This window comes from Candidatus Cloacimonadota bacterium, from assembly GCA_019429305.1.
GTDB lineage: Bacteria > Cloacimonadota > Cloacimonadia > Cloacimonadales > JAJBBL01 > JAHYIR01.
The window spans coordinates 51,779-66,135 of record JAHYIR010000001.1 but is presented as its reverse complement, the minus strand read 5'-3'; the positions used below and the strand labels follow the sequence as shown (position 1 = coordinate 66,135).

Here is a 14,357-nt window from a genome sequence, read left to right as displayed (position 1 = left end):
TTATTTAGATTTTAGAGTCCCTGCATCATTGCTGATACATCTGTTTCAGGACTACTGATAGGTTTAATATCGAAGTTTTCAACTAAGAATTTTGCTATATTAGGAGACAGAAACGCTGGTAAAGTCGGTCCCAATCGAATATTTTTGAAACCCAAATACAACAGAGCAAGAAGTACCAGAACCGCCTTCTGCTCATACCAAGCAATATCAAAAGATATGGGAAGCTGGTTAATGTCTTCTAATTGAAGGGTATCCTTGAGATTGAGAGCCAAGACGGCAAGCGAATAGGAGTCGTTACATTGTCCAGCATCTAAAACTCTCGGAAAATCACCGATCTTTCCGAGAGGAAGTTTGTTGTATCTGTATTTAGCACAACCGGCTGTCAGGATGATCGTATCTTCAGGCAGATTTTCAGCAACATTGGTAAAGTACTGACGGTCATTCATTCTGCCATCACAACCTGCCATTACCACGAATCTCTTCACCAAACCCTTACTTACTGCGTCTAAGATCTGATCTTTGTTTGCCAGTAAGGCATCCTTAGCAAAGCCGGTATAGATATGACCATCTTCGATTTTTTCCGGGGGTGGGCATGTCTTTGCCAGTTCAACAATTTCTGAAAAGTCTTTCATTTTTCCGTTCTTCCTATCAGGAATATGCTTTACTTCGGCAAAACCAGCGACTCCGGTAGTATATAATCTCGATTTATACGACGGGAATGGTGGAACAAGACAATTTGTGGTCATCAAGATCGGTCCGTTGAATGAGGCAAATTCTTTGGTCTGAAGCCACCAAGAACCACCATAGTTACCTCTCAAATGCGGGTACTTCTTGAAACACGGATAAGCATTTGCCGGCAGCATTTCTCCATGAGTATAGACATCTACCCCGGTTCCCTTGGTCTGTTCCAGTAGATCAGCGAGATCCCTTAAATCATGACCGCTGATGAGAATTCCCGGATTATTCCCTACTCCGATATCTACTGCTGTCGGTTCCGGTTTACCGTAGGTCTTGGTATTAGCTTCATCGAGTAGAGCCATAACCTTAACCCCCATCTCACCACATTCCATAACCAGTGTAAGCATCTCTTCCTGTTGCCGGTTCTCATCGAGAGTTTTCGCTAAAGCTCTGAACATGAAATTCTCTACTTCTGCTAATCGATATCCTAACACTAAGCTATGCTCTGCATAGGCAGCTATTCCTTTCAAACCGTAGATCAACAACTCGGTCAGAGATCGTATATCGTCATCCTTGATCGATAACACACCCACCTCTTTCGCCCTCTTAAGCATCTCTTCATGGGTCGGATGATCTCTATATTTAGCATCCGGTTGTACTTGCGCTGCCAGTTCTTTACGTACATCACATACATCAATGATCATCTTTTTAATGCTCTCATCATCAAAATTAGCATTGGTAATTGTATAGAAGAGCGCTTCGATTAACATCTCCCCCGCTTTATCCGTTGCAACACCTTTCTTTTCGGCAATTAAAGCAGTTTCTGATAACTTCTTACAGGCATGAATCAACAGATCCTGAAAATCTGCTGTATCTGATTTCTTGCCACAAACACCTACCTGAACACAACCCTCATTTTTTACTGTCTCTTGACATTGATAACAAAACACTTTTCTTATCCTCCTCTTCCTTTATTGTTTACTACTTAATATCATATTGGTTAAATTAGTGCAGATATATTCTCCGAATTCACTCAATGAATAACTATAATTACTATTCCGCCAGTTCAAGGCAGTTGTTCTGATAGCTCCTACGATTATGATCGCCAGAGCAATGGGGTTAGTACCTCTGATCTCCCCTGACTTGATCCCCCCTTTTAACAGCTTATAGAGAAAATAGTATCTTTGATCTGTCACTTGGAACAGCATCTTTCTTAAATTATCATTTAAACGAAGATATTCATCAGCAAATAATACAGCTAATATATCAGGATTTTCTTCGATATATCGAAAGTGCATCATAACGAAGTGACAGAGCTTCTTCTCCAGATCATCAACCCGATCAAGCTCTTCATTAATATCCGACCAGAGCTCTCCCATTTTCTCAAGTATCTTGATTATAATATCATCCTTACTATTAAAATGTCGGTAGAGAGCCGGTTCACTGATCCCGATTTTCTCCGCCAATCTTCTCGTAGTAAAAGCCGCATAACCCTCTTCATTTATGATCTGCATCGATGTCTTAATGATCTGTTCGCGTCTTTCGTCTTGTGGCAACCTTGTCTGTTTCATTCCCATAACCATTTCCTTGCTGCTTACAATATCTGACCATCTACTGAGATGGTATAATCTCTAAACAATACATTCTTGCCCGATTCTCTGATCGCTCTTTCCGCTAAATGAACTATCCCGGAACAGCAAGGTACTTCCATGTGAACCACAGTTAGAGATTTGATCTCGTGTGTTTTTAAGATAGTCACCAGCTTCTCCAAATACTGCTCCATGCCGTGATCGAGTTTTGGACACAAGGTTATGGTGATCTTCCCTTTAATGAATCTCTGATGGAAATTAGCATAGGCAAAGGGTGTACAATCAGCAGCTAAAAGAATATCGGCATTGTCAAGATATTTGGCTTGAGGATTGATCAAATGCAATTGTACAGGCCATTGTCGTAATTCCGACTTAGTACTTACCGGTGCTGATCTTTCTTTTTCTTCATGAGGTTTGATCTCACGAACGTGAGAGCCGGGACAACCACAAGCCATCTTTTCCTCTTTTTCTTCCAACTCAGGAATCGGTAATCCCTTTTTCTTTAACACTGCTACTGCCTCTTCAAATAGTTCATGCTCACCATGTTCCTTAAGATGTTGCAGATGGGCTTTTATAGTGTTAACTCCCGCTTTGATGATATTCTCCATCACGATCTCTTCATTATACGGCTCTGCCTCTCTTTCGACTACATGCATGGCATCTTCGGGACAAGCACCGACGCAGGCACCCAATCCATCACAAAATAGATCGCTGATCAATCTCGCCTTTCCATCAATGATCTGTAATGCCCCTTCCGGACAATCGGGAATACACAACCCGCATCCGGTACACTTTTCTTCATCAATCTCAATGATCTTTCTTAACATTTTTTACTCCTTAAAATATCGATTAAGTTATCGCTTACTAACATAATCTAAACACTTTTTCCCCGAAGCAAAATTTTTTTTTCATTTTTTTTGCATGCTTCTATTAAAAGAGCTTGAATGACCTTACTACCGTTACTTAGGATACGATTTTAGAAGATCTCTGCCAAATTAGAAGCGATAAGTAGGTAATGAAAATAGAAGTAAAAATTTATCTGTTCGAGATATACTGAATAATGCTTTATAAGCAGTTGATGAACTATTTTTTTAAAAAAAGATCTCCTTAAAAACTTGGTTCGCTTTATAAACAACAGGAGCTAATAAATATACAAGCATGTATAACATCCTTCATAATTTGTAAGTAAAAAACGGGGGGATGTAAATGTCCAAGATCTCTTGATACATGCCGTATTAATCTTCCTCTATATTTTCCTTATTATCCTTTTTATAGAACTTTAGTGCGTCGCCACCATACTGCTTTCCATAATATCCAACTATTGCAGCACTTATTCCGATCAAAGCTATTCCTATAATTGCTATCTTACTCATCCCGGAATGATGAAGTATCCAAATCCCACCTACAAATATCAAACCAGTAGTTATGTTAAATAATGCTTTCTTCCAATAGAATTTTACCATTTCTCCCCCCAATTATTTTCAACTAGACCATAGTAGAATATGCATTAAGGTAGATATTCTTGTTAAAATATTACAAGTCTCTGATTCATAAAATCACCTACCATTCCAAAACAGAGGCATTCTTAAAACTAAGAACATGCTTAGAAAGATATTAACTGGCTATTTATCTTTTTCATTTTTCTCATCTTTCGCCTTTTTGTAGTATTTTATCGCATTGCTATTGAATTGTTCTCCATAATATCCAAATGTTGCAGCGCTGAGACCAATCAAACATACACCAATTGTAGCTAAATAACCAATCTCTTCAAATAATAGTAGTGCACCTATCATAAATGGCATCGTCGATGCTATATTAAACACATACTTCTTCAGATAGAATTTGACCATTTCTTATCCCTTTGTTTTAATTTATTCAGGTGACTTTGAGATACTTCATCTATTTTATCTCCTCTAATTATCTGTTGAAATAAAAATAGATAAATACACAGCTTATAATAAACACTACAATAGTAACTACTGGCCCTTTGATGTCTGAGTATGTGGCTGCTTTCACATTTAGATTAAAGATATCTCTTGTGTGATACAATATGTCTTCACTATATGCATGCATAACAAGTATCCCTGAGAAAACAGTATTTAAGGCAGCTATTGTGAGATCAGAGTCCATAGCTGATATCTCTTCTGCAAATTCTAAAGCAATTTCAGGAATTTTAGTTGTTCCTGTATCTATACCTTGTAAAGTCTTACCATTAACTACTATCTTGATATCATATTTACCTTGATTATTGTCTAACTGTTTAAAATAAAAATCAATATCATAATCTGTATTTTGTGGAGTTCTAAAGGTAAGATTAAGTGTATCGTCAATAAGCCACTCAGTAATTTCTAATTGGATTAAATCATTTTTTTTTAGAATCGCTGATACTTTTATAAATTCTGAATTTGAATCATCAACTTTAAATTCAATAAAAGCTTCTTCTCCATCTTTATTAACACCACTTATTGATTTAATATGTCCACCATCATTATATTTTACTTCTGTTTTGGTTAGTGAATCAAATTTTTCGTCCGGATTATAAAGGGGTTTTTCGGGGAAACTAGGTCCACCAACAAACATGTGCCACGGTGAAACTCTTCTTACTAAATCATGTAATATTGGTGTATATAAATCAACTTGTTTCATAGTCTTAACCTCCTTTTGTTTTGAATGAATTAATACTTAATCAGATAAAATTAAAACGTTAAGGTATGTTTCTTGTTTCATTCGTTTTTCATAGAAAGGTCGACAGTATTGAAAAGTACTCCACTTTTTTAACTGAAGAACCGTTAAGTAGTATTGTAATGCTGCTCCACTGTACCAAGATGTCACTGGACATTTTTACCATATTTTTTAGAAGTATAAGAAAGGTGAATAAAGGTTATAAATCTTCTTGCGGAAAAAACTTTACATCGTATCTTCTCGAACGAAAAGTGAAAATGAAATATATCTGATGAGGAAAAACCATGTTATCAGTCAAAAATTTGTTAGTCATATTGGTAATCTTAGGTCAGCTCACTCTCCTTGCCGCCGGTGTAATGAAGGATCATGAATATACCCTCATCGACTCTCTGTTAGTGAGAGCAGATTTAGAGACAAATTCGCTTAATTTTGTGAAGGATTGGTCTCTTTCTACTGAGTTTAAGATCAAGCAGATCATTGATGTAATCAATACTCCACTGGAGTTTCCCCGCTTTGTAGATGATCTCAACTCGCTGATAGAAAGCCGCGATCTCATCAGTTTGACAAACTTTCTTGTTCCTAAGATTTTCGAATATGACGACTATTCGTTACCTATCCAAAAAACTGTGGAAGAGACAGATGAATTCTTCCAGCAATATTTTACTCAAAAAGTAAGGCAACCAAAAGACCTTTTTAGTTATGGAGAAATGCTCTTTGCACGAACCGAGAACTACAGAAAAAGAGCTTTTGCCGCTTTGACTGAAAAAGACATGGGGGTTTTAACTTGGTTGTCTTATACGATGTGGTCGGACTCTGGAGACAAAGAGAGATATCAGAAACTGAAACCTGAAGTTTACAGAGATGAATATGAAGATCTGGAGATGAAAGACCTGAAGGAGATATTAGACAAGATAGATTGGGGGCATCTCTTTACGGCAGTCAGAGTATTCAATCAAGGGGTACTAACACTGAAAGAAAACCTACATAAAATTGATTTTACTAACAAATCTCCTCTAACAAGAGATACCGCTTGGGGCAGATTTATCATCGGTACTAAAGGAGATGATGTTTATAGAGAACCGTTTGTCTTTATGATCGAGTCGGCAGGTAATGATATCTATTATTCGGATCTATATACGGATTTCAAGCAGCCGTATTACTTAGTGATCGATATGGCAGGGGACGATATCTGGCGGAATGATACCCCCGGGTCAATGAATCGTGTTTTGGGTGGTATCGGTTGGATGATGGACTTAGAGGGTAACGACCGGTATTATGGCGACGATCTGGCTTTCTCTGCTTTCCTCGGTTATCAATATCACTATGACGGTGGCGGAGATGATATTTACCGTTTAGGGCGGTATTCTCTCAGTGCTGCTACTTTCGGTCTCTCCATCAATATCAACGAAGAGGGAAACGATATTTACTATACTACCGGTTATAGCCACGGTTTTGGCGGAACTTTGGGAACCGGACTATTGATCGATCATAGTGGTAATGATCTCTACTATGCCGGTGGCAAATACTTGCATGCTCCTTTGAGACCTGATGATTACCGTTCGATGGCTCAAGGATTCGGTTTTGGGGTTCGTCCTGACTGGGGTGGCGGTATTGGTATCCTTTATGATGAGTCGGGTAATGACAGCTATGAAGGTGCGGTATATGCGCAAGGGGTCGGTTACTGGTATGCTTTGGGTATTCTGCTTGATAGTGGTGGCAATGATACCTTCAATGCCGTTCAATATGCTCAGGGAAGCGGAATCCATCTTGCCGGCGGTTTTCTATATAATGCAGAGGGTGATGATACCTACTATTCTCGTTTCGGTCCCGGTCAGGGAGCAGGTCACGACTATGCCGTCGGGTTCTTTATTGACAGGGCAGGTGATGATCACTATTCCATAGATGGCGGCAACGGACTCGGTTTGACCAACTCGGTCGGTATATTTCTTGATGTTGAGGGAAATGATCGTTATGAACGAAACCGCCTTACTAATTACGGCTATGCCAATGAAGCTCGTGACAGTGGCGGGATAGGTATCTTCATGGATCTCGATGGTGATGATATCTACCCTGATGATACATGGGGAAACAATGATTTCTGGATAAGAGGTGTTTATGGGATCGGGATCGATACCGAGCAGCTAAAAGAAGAGGAAGAAGTAGTTAAGATCAAGATAGATGATGAAAGTTTGGTAGAGATCGATACCTTAACGACAGTCTCGGAAATTTTTGAGATCGCTTCCGAATGGGAAGTTGGAAGCAGCATAGAACGAGTCAGGCGAGCCAGAATTCGCATTCTTGATTTTGAGGAAGAGGCTGCAGAATATATCTTAACAGAAAAATTGAATACAAAAAGCGGATTAGAATACCGGGCTATCCTGGATTTTGCTCAGAAATCGGAATTGATGCAGGAATATCTTGCCAAAGGGTTAGCTGCTGAAGACACTCTCACTGTAAAAAATACGATCAGTTTGATTGGGGAATTAAAATTAGCAGAATACCTTCCGAAGCTGGAAAAGTTTATCCAAGAGAAAAAATATCTGCCTGCTCTGATTGGGGCGTTAGGTGAGTTTTCTGACGATACTGTTCTGGCTATGATCATACCCTTCATCGAATCTAAATCGGAACATCTGAGATTTATCACTGCCAGAAGCTTGAAAAAGATCGATACACCTTTGAGCAGAAGTTATCTGAACCTCATGGCAAACGATCGGTCATTTTTAGTGAGAACAACCGTTAAACTGGCTTTAACGCGTGAATAAACAGAAATAGCTATTTAGAGAGGACTGTCTAATGAGCAGATTAAAAGAACTTAATACACCGATATTCTGGGCTGAAGGTCATCCTGGAAGATTAAAGAGAGAGAAGTGGGAGATTAAGATCAGTGGTACTTGTCAAAATCCACAGGTCCTGAACTGGGATTATCTCATGAACATGCCAAAAACAGTAGCTGAAGCGAGATTGACGAGTGTTACCCGCTTTTCGGTCTTTGGTCGTTGGGGTGGAGTTAAATTATCCGATGTGGCAGAAGCTGCAGGGATCAATGAGGAGACTAACTTTGTGAGGTTTTGGTCAGTCGGCAAGTTCTATGATACATCTATACCTCTCGATATTGCAATGCAGGAGAGAACTCTGTTGGCTTATGAATTTGATGATCAATGGCTGGAAGAGGATTACGGCGGTCCGGTGAGATTATTCTGCCCCTATCTTTGGGGTTATAAATCGGCAAAGAGTGTTGTAGAAGTTATCTTTTCCGAGAAATATGTCTCCGGATTCTGGGAAAAAAGGGGATATCCCGACGATGCCTATATTACAGCCGGGTTCATGAGAGATGTTAATTCCGGTTTCAAACTTCGACAGATACCGGATGGAGAAGTGAAGAGGTTTTTAGATGAATGAGTTAAAGATATCAATTGTTGCAGCCGTAGCGAAGAACAGGGTAATTGGTTTGGCAAACAGGATACCGTGGTCTTTGCCGGAAGATTTAAAGCACTTTAAGAACTTAACTTGGGGTAATATCGTCGTAATGGGTAGAAAGACTATAGAATCTATCGGAAAACCGCTCCCCGGTCGTGTCAATATCCTATTTTCCCGTAAACAGACGGACGAAGATGTCTATCGGGTTGCTGATATAGACGAGTTTTTTCTCCTGATAGATCAGAAAATGAATTCAGGTGAGTGGCAGGAAAAAGAGATTTTCATCATCGGAGGCGAGACACTCTTCGAACTCTTCCTTCCCTATGCGCAAAAACTCTATCTGACCAGAATCAATGAGGATTTTGCCGGAGATACATACTTTCCTCTCTATGACGAGGATGAATGGTTGCTTATCTCTTCCGAAAAGGGGAAAAGAGATGAAGATAACCCTTTCGATTATGACTTTATGACATATCAAAAGAGAACTACCGTATGAAGTTCTCTATCTTTTTATGTTTGCTAATAGTATTCTGTTTTTTTTCTTTCCATACGCTGATCTCTGCTGATGAATTAATTACAGAAGAGTTACAGGAAATAGAACGTCAGGAAGTACTAATGGAGACGAAAAGCACACTGAATAGTTTATTGACTTCAGGATTACGTGAAGATAGAGATCTGCTCGAATTGAATGAGATTCTGCATAACGTTGATCTATTAGAGATCGTAGAGATAACCGGCATGACACCCTCCGAACTAAGTAGATTCTTCCTGCCGGACCTCTTTGTTACTGTTGCCGGTCTTGGTTTGGTTAATATCCTGGACACTATGTTTGCTCTCGGATTTGATATAAACCGGCTTAACGAGGACTCCTTTACTCCACTCATTTTAGCTGCCAGAAATGGCAAGTTCGAAGCTGTGAGATTCTTGATCGATTCGAGAGCAGAAATTGACAAAGCCGATGAAGACGGTTTGACTCCCCTGAGATATGCTGTGCTATTTAGTCATTATCGAATCGCTGAATATCTCTTAACCAACAAAGCGAGAGTTAATCAAAGAGATCGTTATCAATGGACTCCACTCCTGTCAGCTGTTACTAATCAGGATACCCCAATGGTATCTCTGTTATTGAATAATGGTGCTGATCCGGAGTTGAAAACGAGACATGGTGAATTTCCCTTAGTAGAGGCGATCTTTCACAAGAATGAACAAATAGTTAGTCTGCTACTGGAGAGTAGAGTGAACCCCGATGTCAAGGATGTAAGACAGAATAATCCAGCCCTCTTTTTAGCTATTGATAACAGGGATAAATCAATTGCCGAAAAACTGATCATTGCCGGTGCTGATATCAATGCACGCGGAGCTCAGTTAAGCGATACATCGTTAATGAGAGCAGTAAAGATGGATTTACCGGATATTGTGGCAATGTTATTGTCAAAAGGTGCAGAGATCAATGCTGTTGATAACAATGGTTGGTCTGCCCTTTTCTATGCCTTGGAAAGAGGAAATCCGCAGACGATCGATACCCTATTAAAACATAATATAGATAGAGCTATCCTCGATAAATCTGGAAAAACAGCACTCGATACCTGGAACTGGAGATTAGAAGATCACATCATAGAATTGATTTCTGAATAACCACAAAACTGACTAAATAGAAGTGTCATCTCGACTGGAGCGTAGCGAAATGGAGAGATCTCATTTCTGACCAACCTCGAAACAAAACAGCAAGCATTAAACCACGGATTTACACTGATTTAAAAAATGATAAACACAGATTATAAAAAGAATTACAATAATATATGTAATCATGAGTGTTTTACCACTCATTTTTGAGTGGTAAAATTTATCGAACCGAGGATATTTCTTCTTAGTTACTGCTTCTGAGCTTGATGAAGTCACATCATAAAAAAGATTTATATACAACTCTTTTGTCGATAAACTAACTATATAGGATTTAATTCTTTTATTTCATCAGAAGCATCTTCTTGATATCTTGACCAAACTCCGTTGTTAATTGGTAAAAATAGATCCCACTCGCTACTTCCCGATTATGATCGTCTTTACCATTCCAGACAGCTAAGTGTTCACCCACTCCCACTTTATCATCAATTAGCACCCTAACTCTTTGTCCTTTAAGATTATAGACTGCAAGAGTAACAATTGATTCTCGCTGTAAATAGAACTTGATGACAGTTTCAGGGTTGAAGGGATTCGGATAGTTGCCATATAAATAGAACTCTTTATCGGTGATGGGAATAACAACATCATCTTCTACACTGACCGGCTCAAAGAATTTCTCATTCATTACATAAGAGATGAAATCACGAGCATCTTGCTGATCAATGTAATAGAGAGGAAAACTCAAAGTGATGACCTTGTAATCATTCCCGATATATTCGATACCTACCGGTAAACCGTTCATCGAAGCTTCAGGGCTTCCATCCGGAAAATCGGAATGATAGCTGTATATCTCAGTGCCCTGATTTGCAGGTGTAATGCTCTCAACATTGAAAATATGATAGTTAAAACCGGCAGGAGCTTTATCTTCATCAATTATCAACTCAGGATAGTTAGAAACAGTCGAATTAGCAGACTTAAACCTTGCCGAACTGATCATGTTTACTTGATTTATTTTTAGGTAATCGAAAATAAAATTCCCCTGACTAAAGTTGTTTGGATAGACGTTGGAGTTACCAAAAAGGTTTCCGGGAAAGTAGGTAGAGAAAAGAATATTGCCACCGAGATCAAGAAACTGTTTGATAACGTTGATTATCTCATCATCGTAAGTAGAAACTGCAACATTATTTTTATGCCAGACTATTGTCGAATAGGCACCCAGATCGGCTAATTTGACTCGATATTCAGACCATAAGGGATAGATATCCGGATAGTATCCTGTCAGAATTTGATTATAGAAGCTTGTTACACTAGCCAGAGTAGGATTTTGAAAGCTTCCGTTACCGTCAGGTGTATCGGCAACTATTAATACACCCTGATCCATAGTGACGATTCTCGACCTAACTTGCTCGGATGGTTCACTTTCATTGTTAGTTTCATCTACTGCTTTGAGAGTATAGTAATAATAAATACCTGCTTCAACATCGATATCAATATACGAGTTTTCAGTTAATAGTTCTTGATTGATCTGAACTCCCAACTCCCCTTCCTGCTCGGAACGGTATAACCTATAACCAGCTAGATCTGCTTCCATATTGGGAGACCAGTTCAAAATTATTCTGTCAGATAGAGGCATATCAAATAGCCCTACCGGAGCTAATGGTACAGATCTTGGAGTACCCGTCGTTTCGACCATCGCACTGGCATATCCCGAAGCACCTACTGCACTAAGACCTACATAATATGTCACCCCTTCTGTGAGGCCTGATAGTGTCAGTGAAGTATCCTCAGTCTCATAAAAAGAGGTATAACTCCCAGTACTCAAACCGACTCCTATTTGATAATAGTCAATGACAGTAGATTCAACAGGAGACCATTCTAAAATGAGCTCAGAACCGTTACCGGCATCTCTTGCTAAAAAATCTTCTGGTATGTCGGGAACTGAGTTTATGAGAACTGCTATAGCAGCTGTAGCTTTAACCGTCTCGATAGCATAGTCCATATTGAGATGAATGAAAAGATCGTTTACTGTATGATAATAGGGATTGAAATCTGTCTCAATAAAGAAAATAGGAGGAAATCCTCTTGTCCAAAAAGGATAACTATCTGAAGAAGGAGAGTTGTATCCTGTTACTGGAGTTAAATTGGTAAACTGCTGTAATACCTGTCTGGAAAAATTTGCTTCATTTTCAAAACCAGAGTATTCATAAATCACAATAGACCAATTATCGGGAGGATAGGTTGTATGAGCGATCATATCATTATTAAGCATAATTTTGATGTTCATTCCCTGATCAAAAGCAGCTTGCGCATAGTGATGGCTACCCCACAAACCGACCTCTTCAGCAGCGAAAGTAATGAATCTAATAGTCGTTTCGGGTTGATAGTTTATCGCCTTCAGAGCCCGGGCTATCTCCAGAGCAGCACCAGAACCGGAAGCATTATCATCTGCACCGGGTGCATTAACATATGGATTAGTATAAGTAATGGCATCATGATGACCACCAATAATAACAATCTGTTCCGGATTTAAGGTTCCTTCTATCGTTGCTACTACATTCTTATGCCAAACATTGTTTTGATAAAAAGAATCAATAACGACATCGGTATATCCAAATCTTATAAACTCGTTTTTGATCCAATTTGCTACCTGATCACGGTTAGCAGCAAAACAATATCTTGTTCCAAAATCCTCCAGACTCTGAATAAAGTAACCCAAGCTATCGGGATTTATCTCAGTTAATAGATCATTAACTACTGTTCTTTCAGTTTGGATTTCTGTCCTCAATGAAGGATAGACCCTCTCATAACGGTAATTTATCGGAATAGGAAACATCTCTGTGATCGAGTAAGGGATAATAGTAATCTGCTCTACTGATAACTCCGTTGTTTTGATGATCATTATATTTTCATCTCGATAGATCTCTTTTCCTAAAGTTGCATCCAATTCTATCTTTTTTCCCTTTTTATCAGAGATAATGTAATATTTATCTGACCATGGATTCTCATCAATCAGCTTCCATGAAACATCTGAACGTGATATCTTGTTTAGATCAGAGATACCAGCAATTAGATTATCTCCTGATATGTGATAGATCTGCAGATCAAACTCACGTAAAATAGTTCTGTTGCAGGCATTGGCAACATCAACGCTGATCAGGTAATTTGCATCAACTCCAAAAAGAGTAATGATCAGAGTAATTAGTAATACTGTTAAAGAAAAACGCTTTGTCATTTTATTAACTCCTTAAAAAATAATGAAGAGTCTTCCATGGCTCTCTGATTGTAGGATTATTTTTTACTGTTACTGTTCTTGAATAAACGGTAACTGAACTTGTAAAGAAATTGATAACTACATCAAGAAAACTCTGTTCTGTTTTGATTTCATAATCAGTTGCACCAGCAACCATCTGATAAGTATCAACGGTATTAATGGGTACCAAACCCCATAAAATATACCATTGGCGGGCTTGAACTTCTTGCCCGGTTTGAGGACCTCTACCAACAGTATGTACATGCGTACTGCAAGCAATTAAGCTCAATAAAAGAATAAGTGCTATAGTCAACATAACACCTTTTTTCAGCATATTACCTCCGCTTACTTATGTTTTATTGAACCGATGGAAGACTCTATAGTTGCAATGTAATTCATATATTTAGGTTCATGAATGTAATAATCAAGCAAGAAAACACCTTCTTCCTGACCGTATCCTAACAATTTAATATTGATAATATCGTTCTCTCTCGATGTTAGTTGATGAAAACGAAAATCATTAAACAAGTAAGTCCCCTGTTGAAATATTTCTGTAACTTCAGCGAAGTCAGTTAAAAAAGTTAAGATCGCTTCTTCTTTGTCATCACTAATTTTCCGATAATCAAAATCAAAGATAAGCATGAATGCCATCTCTTCTAAGTTACCATATCCCTTTTGAAATTTAAGCCCCTGCTCAAAATCGAGCTGAGCGTCTTCAAATCTCGACTCTACTAAGATCTTAATATCTTCAGTAATGTCAGTCCAGTTAACTGGAATTCGCAACTCGATAGCTAACAATGAATCGGCAAAGGTCTCTCCCAGCAGTTCTTCGTTAATTCTGAAATGCATTTCTTCATCTGGAGAACATCTACTACAACTATTTACGGATAAAACTAACATTCCAACAATTATGAACAGCAGGTTTATTTCTACAAGCTTTGATCTATTCATTTATACCTTACTCTTTTGTGATTTTTTCTTACCGGCAAGTTTTGCTGACCTATTTTTCATGTAAAGAACTTTGTACGGTTATGTGTAAATAGAATGCTGTTTCTCTGTTAACTCCTTGGATTTCTAACATAACTATTATACATTAACTTTCAGGAAACATAAATCTCTGC

The 14,357-nt window shown here is 38.5% G+C and carries 13 protein-coding genes; 4 read left to right on the top strand and 9 right to left on the bottom strand.

The genetic code is table 11. From position 1 onward, the window contains the following. Positions 1–11: 11 nt before the first annotated feature. The 6 genes from hcp to K0B81_00265 all read right to left on the bottom strand — a co-directional run bounded on the left by hcp (position 12) and on the right by K0B81_00265 (position 4,913). Positions 12–1,628, bottom strand: coding sequence for a hydroxylamine reductase (hcp, locus tag K0B81_00290; GenBank protein ID MBW6515038.1), 1,617 nt, complete (start codon positions 1,626–1,628; stop codon positions 12–14). Between the two features lie 21 nt (positions 1,629–1,649). Continuing rightward, entirely contained in the window at positions 1,650–2,249 is a 600-nt protein-coding gene (locus K0B81_00285) for a TetR/AcrR family transcriptional regulator (protein ID MBW6515037.1), read from the bottom strand. Positions 2,250–2,272: 23 nt separating this feature from the next. Beyond that, entirely contained in the window at positions 2,273–3,094 is an 822-nt protein-coding gene (locus K0B81_00280; GenBank protein ID MBW6515036.1) for a 4Fe-4S binding protein, read from the bottom strand. A gap of 408 nt (positions 3,095–3,502) precedes the next feature. After that, a complete protein-coding gene (locus K0B81_00275) occupies positions 3,503–3,730 on the bottom strand; it encodes a hypothetical protein (GenBank protein MBW6515035.1) in 228 nt (75 codons plus the stop codon). 159 nt (positions 3,731–3,889) lie between these two features. Continuing rightward, positions 3,890–4,069, bottom strand: coding sequence for a hypothetical protein (locus K0B81_00270; GenBank protein ID MBW6515034.1), 180 nt, complete (start codon positions 4,067–4,069; stop codon positions 3,890–3,892). Positions 4,070–4,184: 115 nt separating this feature from the next. Further along, positions 4,185–4,913 (bottom strand): hypothetical protein, encoded by a 729-nt coding sequence (locus K0B81_00265; protein ID MBW6515033.1) that lies wholly within the window; start codon positions 4,911–4,913, stop codon positions 4,185–4,187. Between the two features lie 320 nt (positions 4,914–5,233). On the opposite strand from K0B81_00265, the gene K0B81_00260 reads away from it, so the two are divergent. From K0B81_00260 to K0B81_00245, 4 genes are read left to right on the top strand one after another with little or no spacing between them, the layout of a single operon-like run. Beyond that, on the top strand, positions 5,234–7,711 hold the full coding sequence (locus K0B81_00260) for a HEAT repeat domain-containing protein (GenBank protein ID MBW6515032.1): 2,478 nt from the start codon (positions 5,234–5,236) through the stop codon (positions 7,709–7,711). Between the two features lie 31 nt (positions 7,712–7,742). Next, positions 7,743–8,348: a molybdopterin-dependent oxidoreductase gene (locus K0B81_00255; GenBank protein ID MBW6515031.1), complete on the top strand. Its 606-nt coding sequence runs from the start codon at positions 7,743–7,745 to the stop codon at positions 8,346–8,348. Then, positions 8,341–8,862, top strand: a complete 522-nt coding sequence (locus tag K0B81_00250; GenBank protein MBW6515030.1) for a dihydrofolate reductase — start codon at positions 8,341–8,343, stop codon at positions 8,860–8,862. Before K0B81_00255 ends, K0B81_00250 begins: the two co-directional genes overlap by 8 nt. Beyond that, a complete protein-coding gene (locus tag K0B81_00245; GenBank protein ID MBW6515029.1) occupies positions 8,859–10,001 on the top strand; it encodes an ankyrin repeat domain-containing protein in 1,143 nt (380 codons plus the stop codon). The genes K0B81_00250 and K0B81_00245 overlap by 4 nt, the downstream gene beginning before the upstream one ends. Before the next feature lie 328 nt (positions 10,002–10,329). On the opposite strand, the gene K0B81_00240 is transcribed toward K0B81_00245, so the two are convergent. From K0B81_00240 to K0B81_00230, 3 genes are read right to left on the bottom strand one after another with little or no spacing between them, the layout of a single operon-like run. Continuing rightward, on the bottom strand, positions 10,330–13,218 hold the full coding sequence (locus K0B81_00240; protein MBW6515028.1) for a M20/M25/M40 family metallo-hydrolase: 2,889 nt from the start codon (positions 13,216–13,218) through the stop codon (positions 10,330–10,332). A gap of 4 nt (positions 13,219–13,222) precedes the next feature. Further along, positions 13,223–13,570, bottom strand: a complete 348-nt coding sequence (locus tag K0B81_00235) for a Bor family protein (protein ID MBW6515027.1) — start codon at positions 13,568–13,570, stop codon at positions 13,223–13,225. An 11-nt stretch (positions 13,571–13,581) separates the two neighbouring features. Continuing rightward, entirely contained in the window at positions 13,582–14,187 is a 606-nt protein-coding gene (locus K0B81_00230) for a hypothetical protein (protein ID MBW6515026.1), read from the bottom strand. Positions 14,188–14,357: the final 170 nt, after the last annotated feature.

Bases quoted from the DNA above. Each gene is read 5' to 3' on its own strand.
- K0B81_00285 (MBW6515037.1), bottom strand. From the start codon at position 2,249: ATGAAACAGACAAGGTTGCCACAAGACGAAAGACGCGAACAGATCATT.
- K0B81_00280 (MBW6515036.1), bottom strand. From the start codon at position 3,094: ATGTTAAGAAAGATCATTGAGATTGATGAAGAAAAGTGTACCGGATGC.
- K0B81_00275 (MBW6515035.1), bottom strand. From the start codon at position 3,730: ATGGTAAAATTCTATTGGAAGAAAGCATTATTTAACATAACTACTGGT.
- K0B81_00270 (MBW6515034.1), bottom strand. From the start codon at position 4,069: ATGCCATTTATGATAGGTGCACTACTATTATTTGAAGAGATTGGTTAT.
- K0B81_00265 (MBW6515033.1), bottom strand. From the start codon at position 4,913: ATGAAACAAGTTGATTTATATACACCAATATTACATGATTTAGTAAGA.
- K0B81_00260 (MBW6515032.1), top strand. From the start codon at position 5,234: ATGTTATCAGTCAAAAATTTGTTAGTCATATTGGTAATCTTAGGTCAG.
- K0B81_00255 (MBW6515031.1), top strand. From the start codon at position 7,743: ATGAGCAGATTAAAAGAACTTAATACACCGATATTCTGGGCTGAAGGT.
- K0B81_00250 (MBW6515030.1), top strand. From the start codon at position 8,341: ATGAATGAGTTAAAGATATCAATTGTTGCAGCCGTAGCGAAGAACAGG.
- K0B81_00245 (MBW6515029.1), top strand. From the start codon at position 8,859: ATGAAGTTCTCTATCTTTTTATGTTTGCTAATAGTATTCTGTTTTTTT.
- K0B81_00240 (MBW6515028.1), bottom strand. From the start codon at position 13,218: ATGACAAAGCGTTTTTCTTTAACAGTATTACTAATTACTCTGATCATT.
- K0B81_00235 (MBW6515027.1), bottom strand. From the start codon at position 13,570: ATGCTGAAAAAAGGTGTTATGTTGACTATAGCACTTATTCTTTTATTG.
- K0B81_00230 (MBW6515026.1), bottom strand. From the start codon at position 14,187: ATGAATAGATCAAAGCTTGTAGAAATAAACCTGCTGTTCATAATTGTT.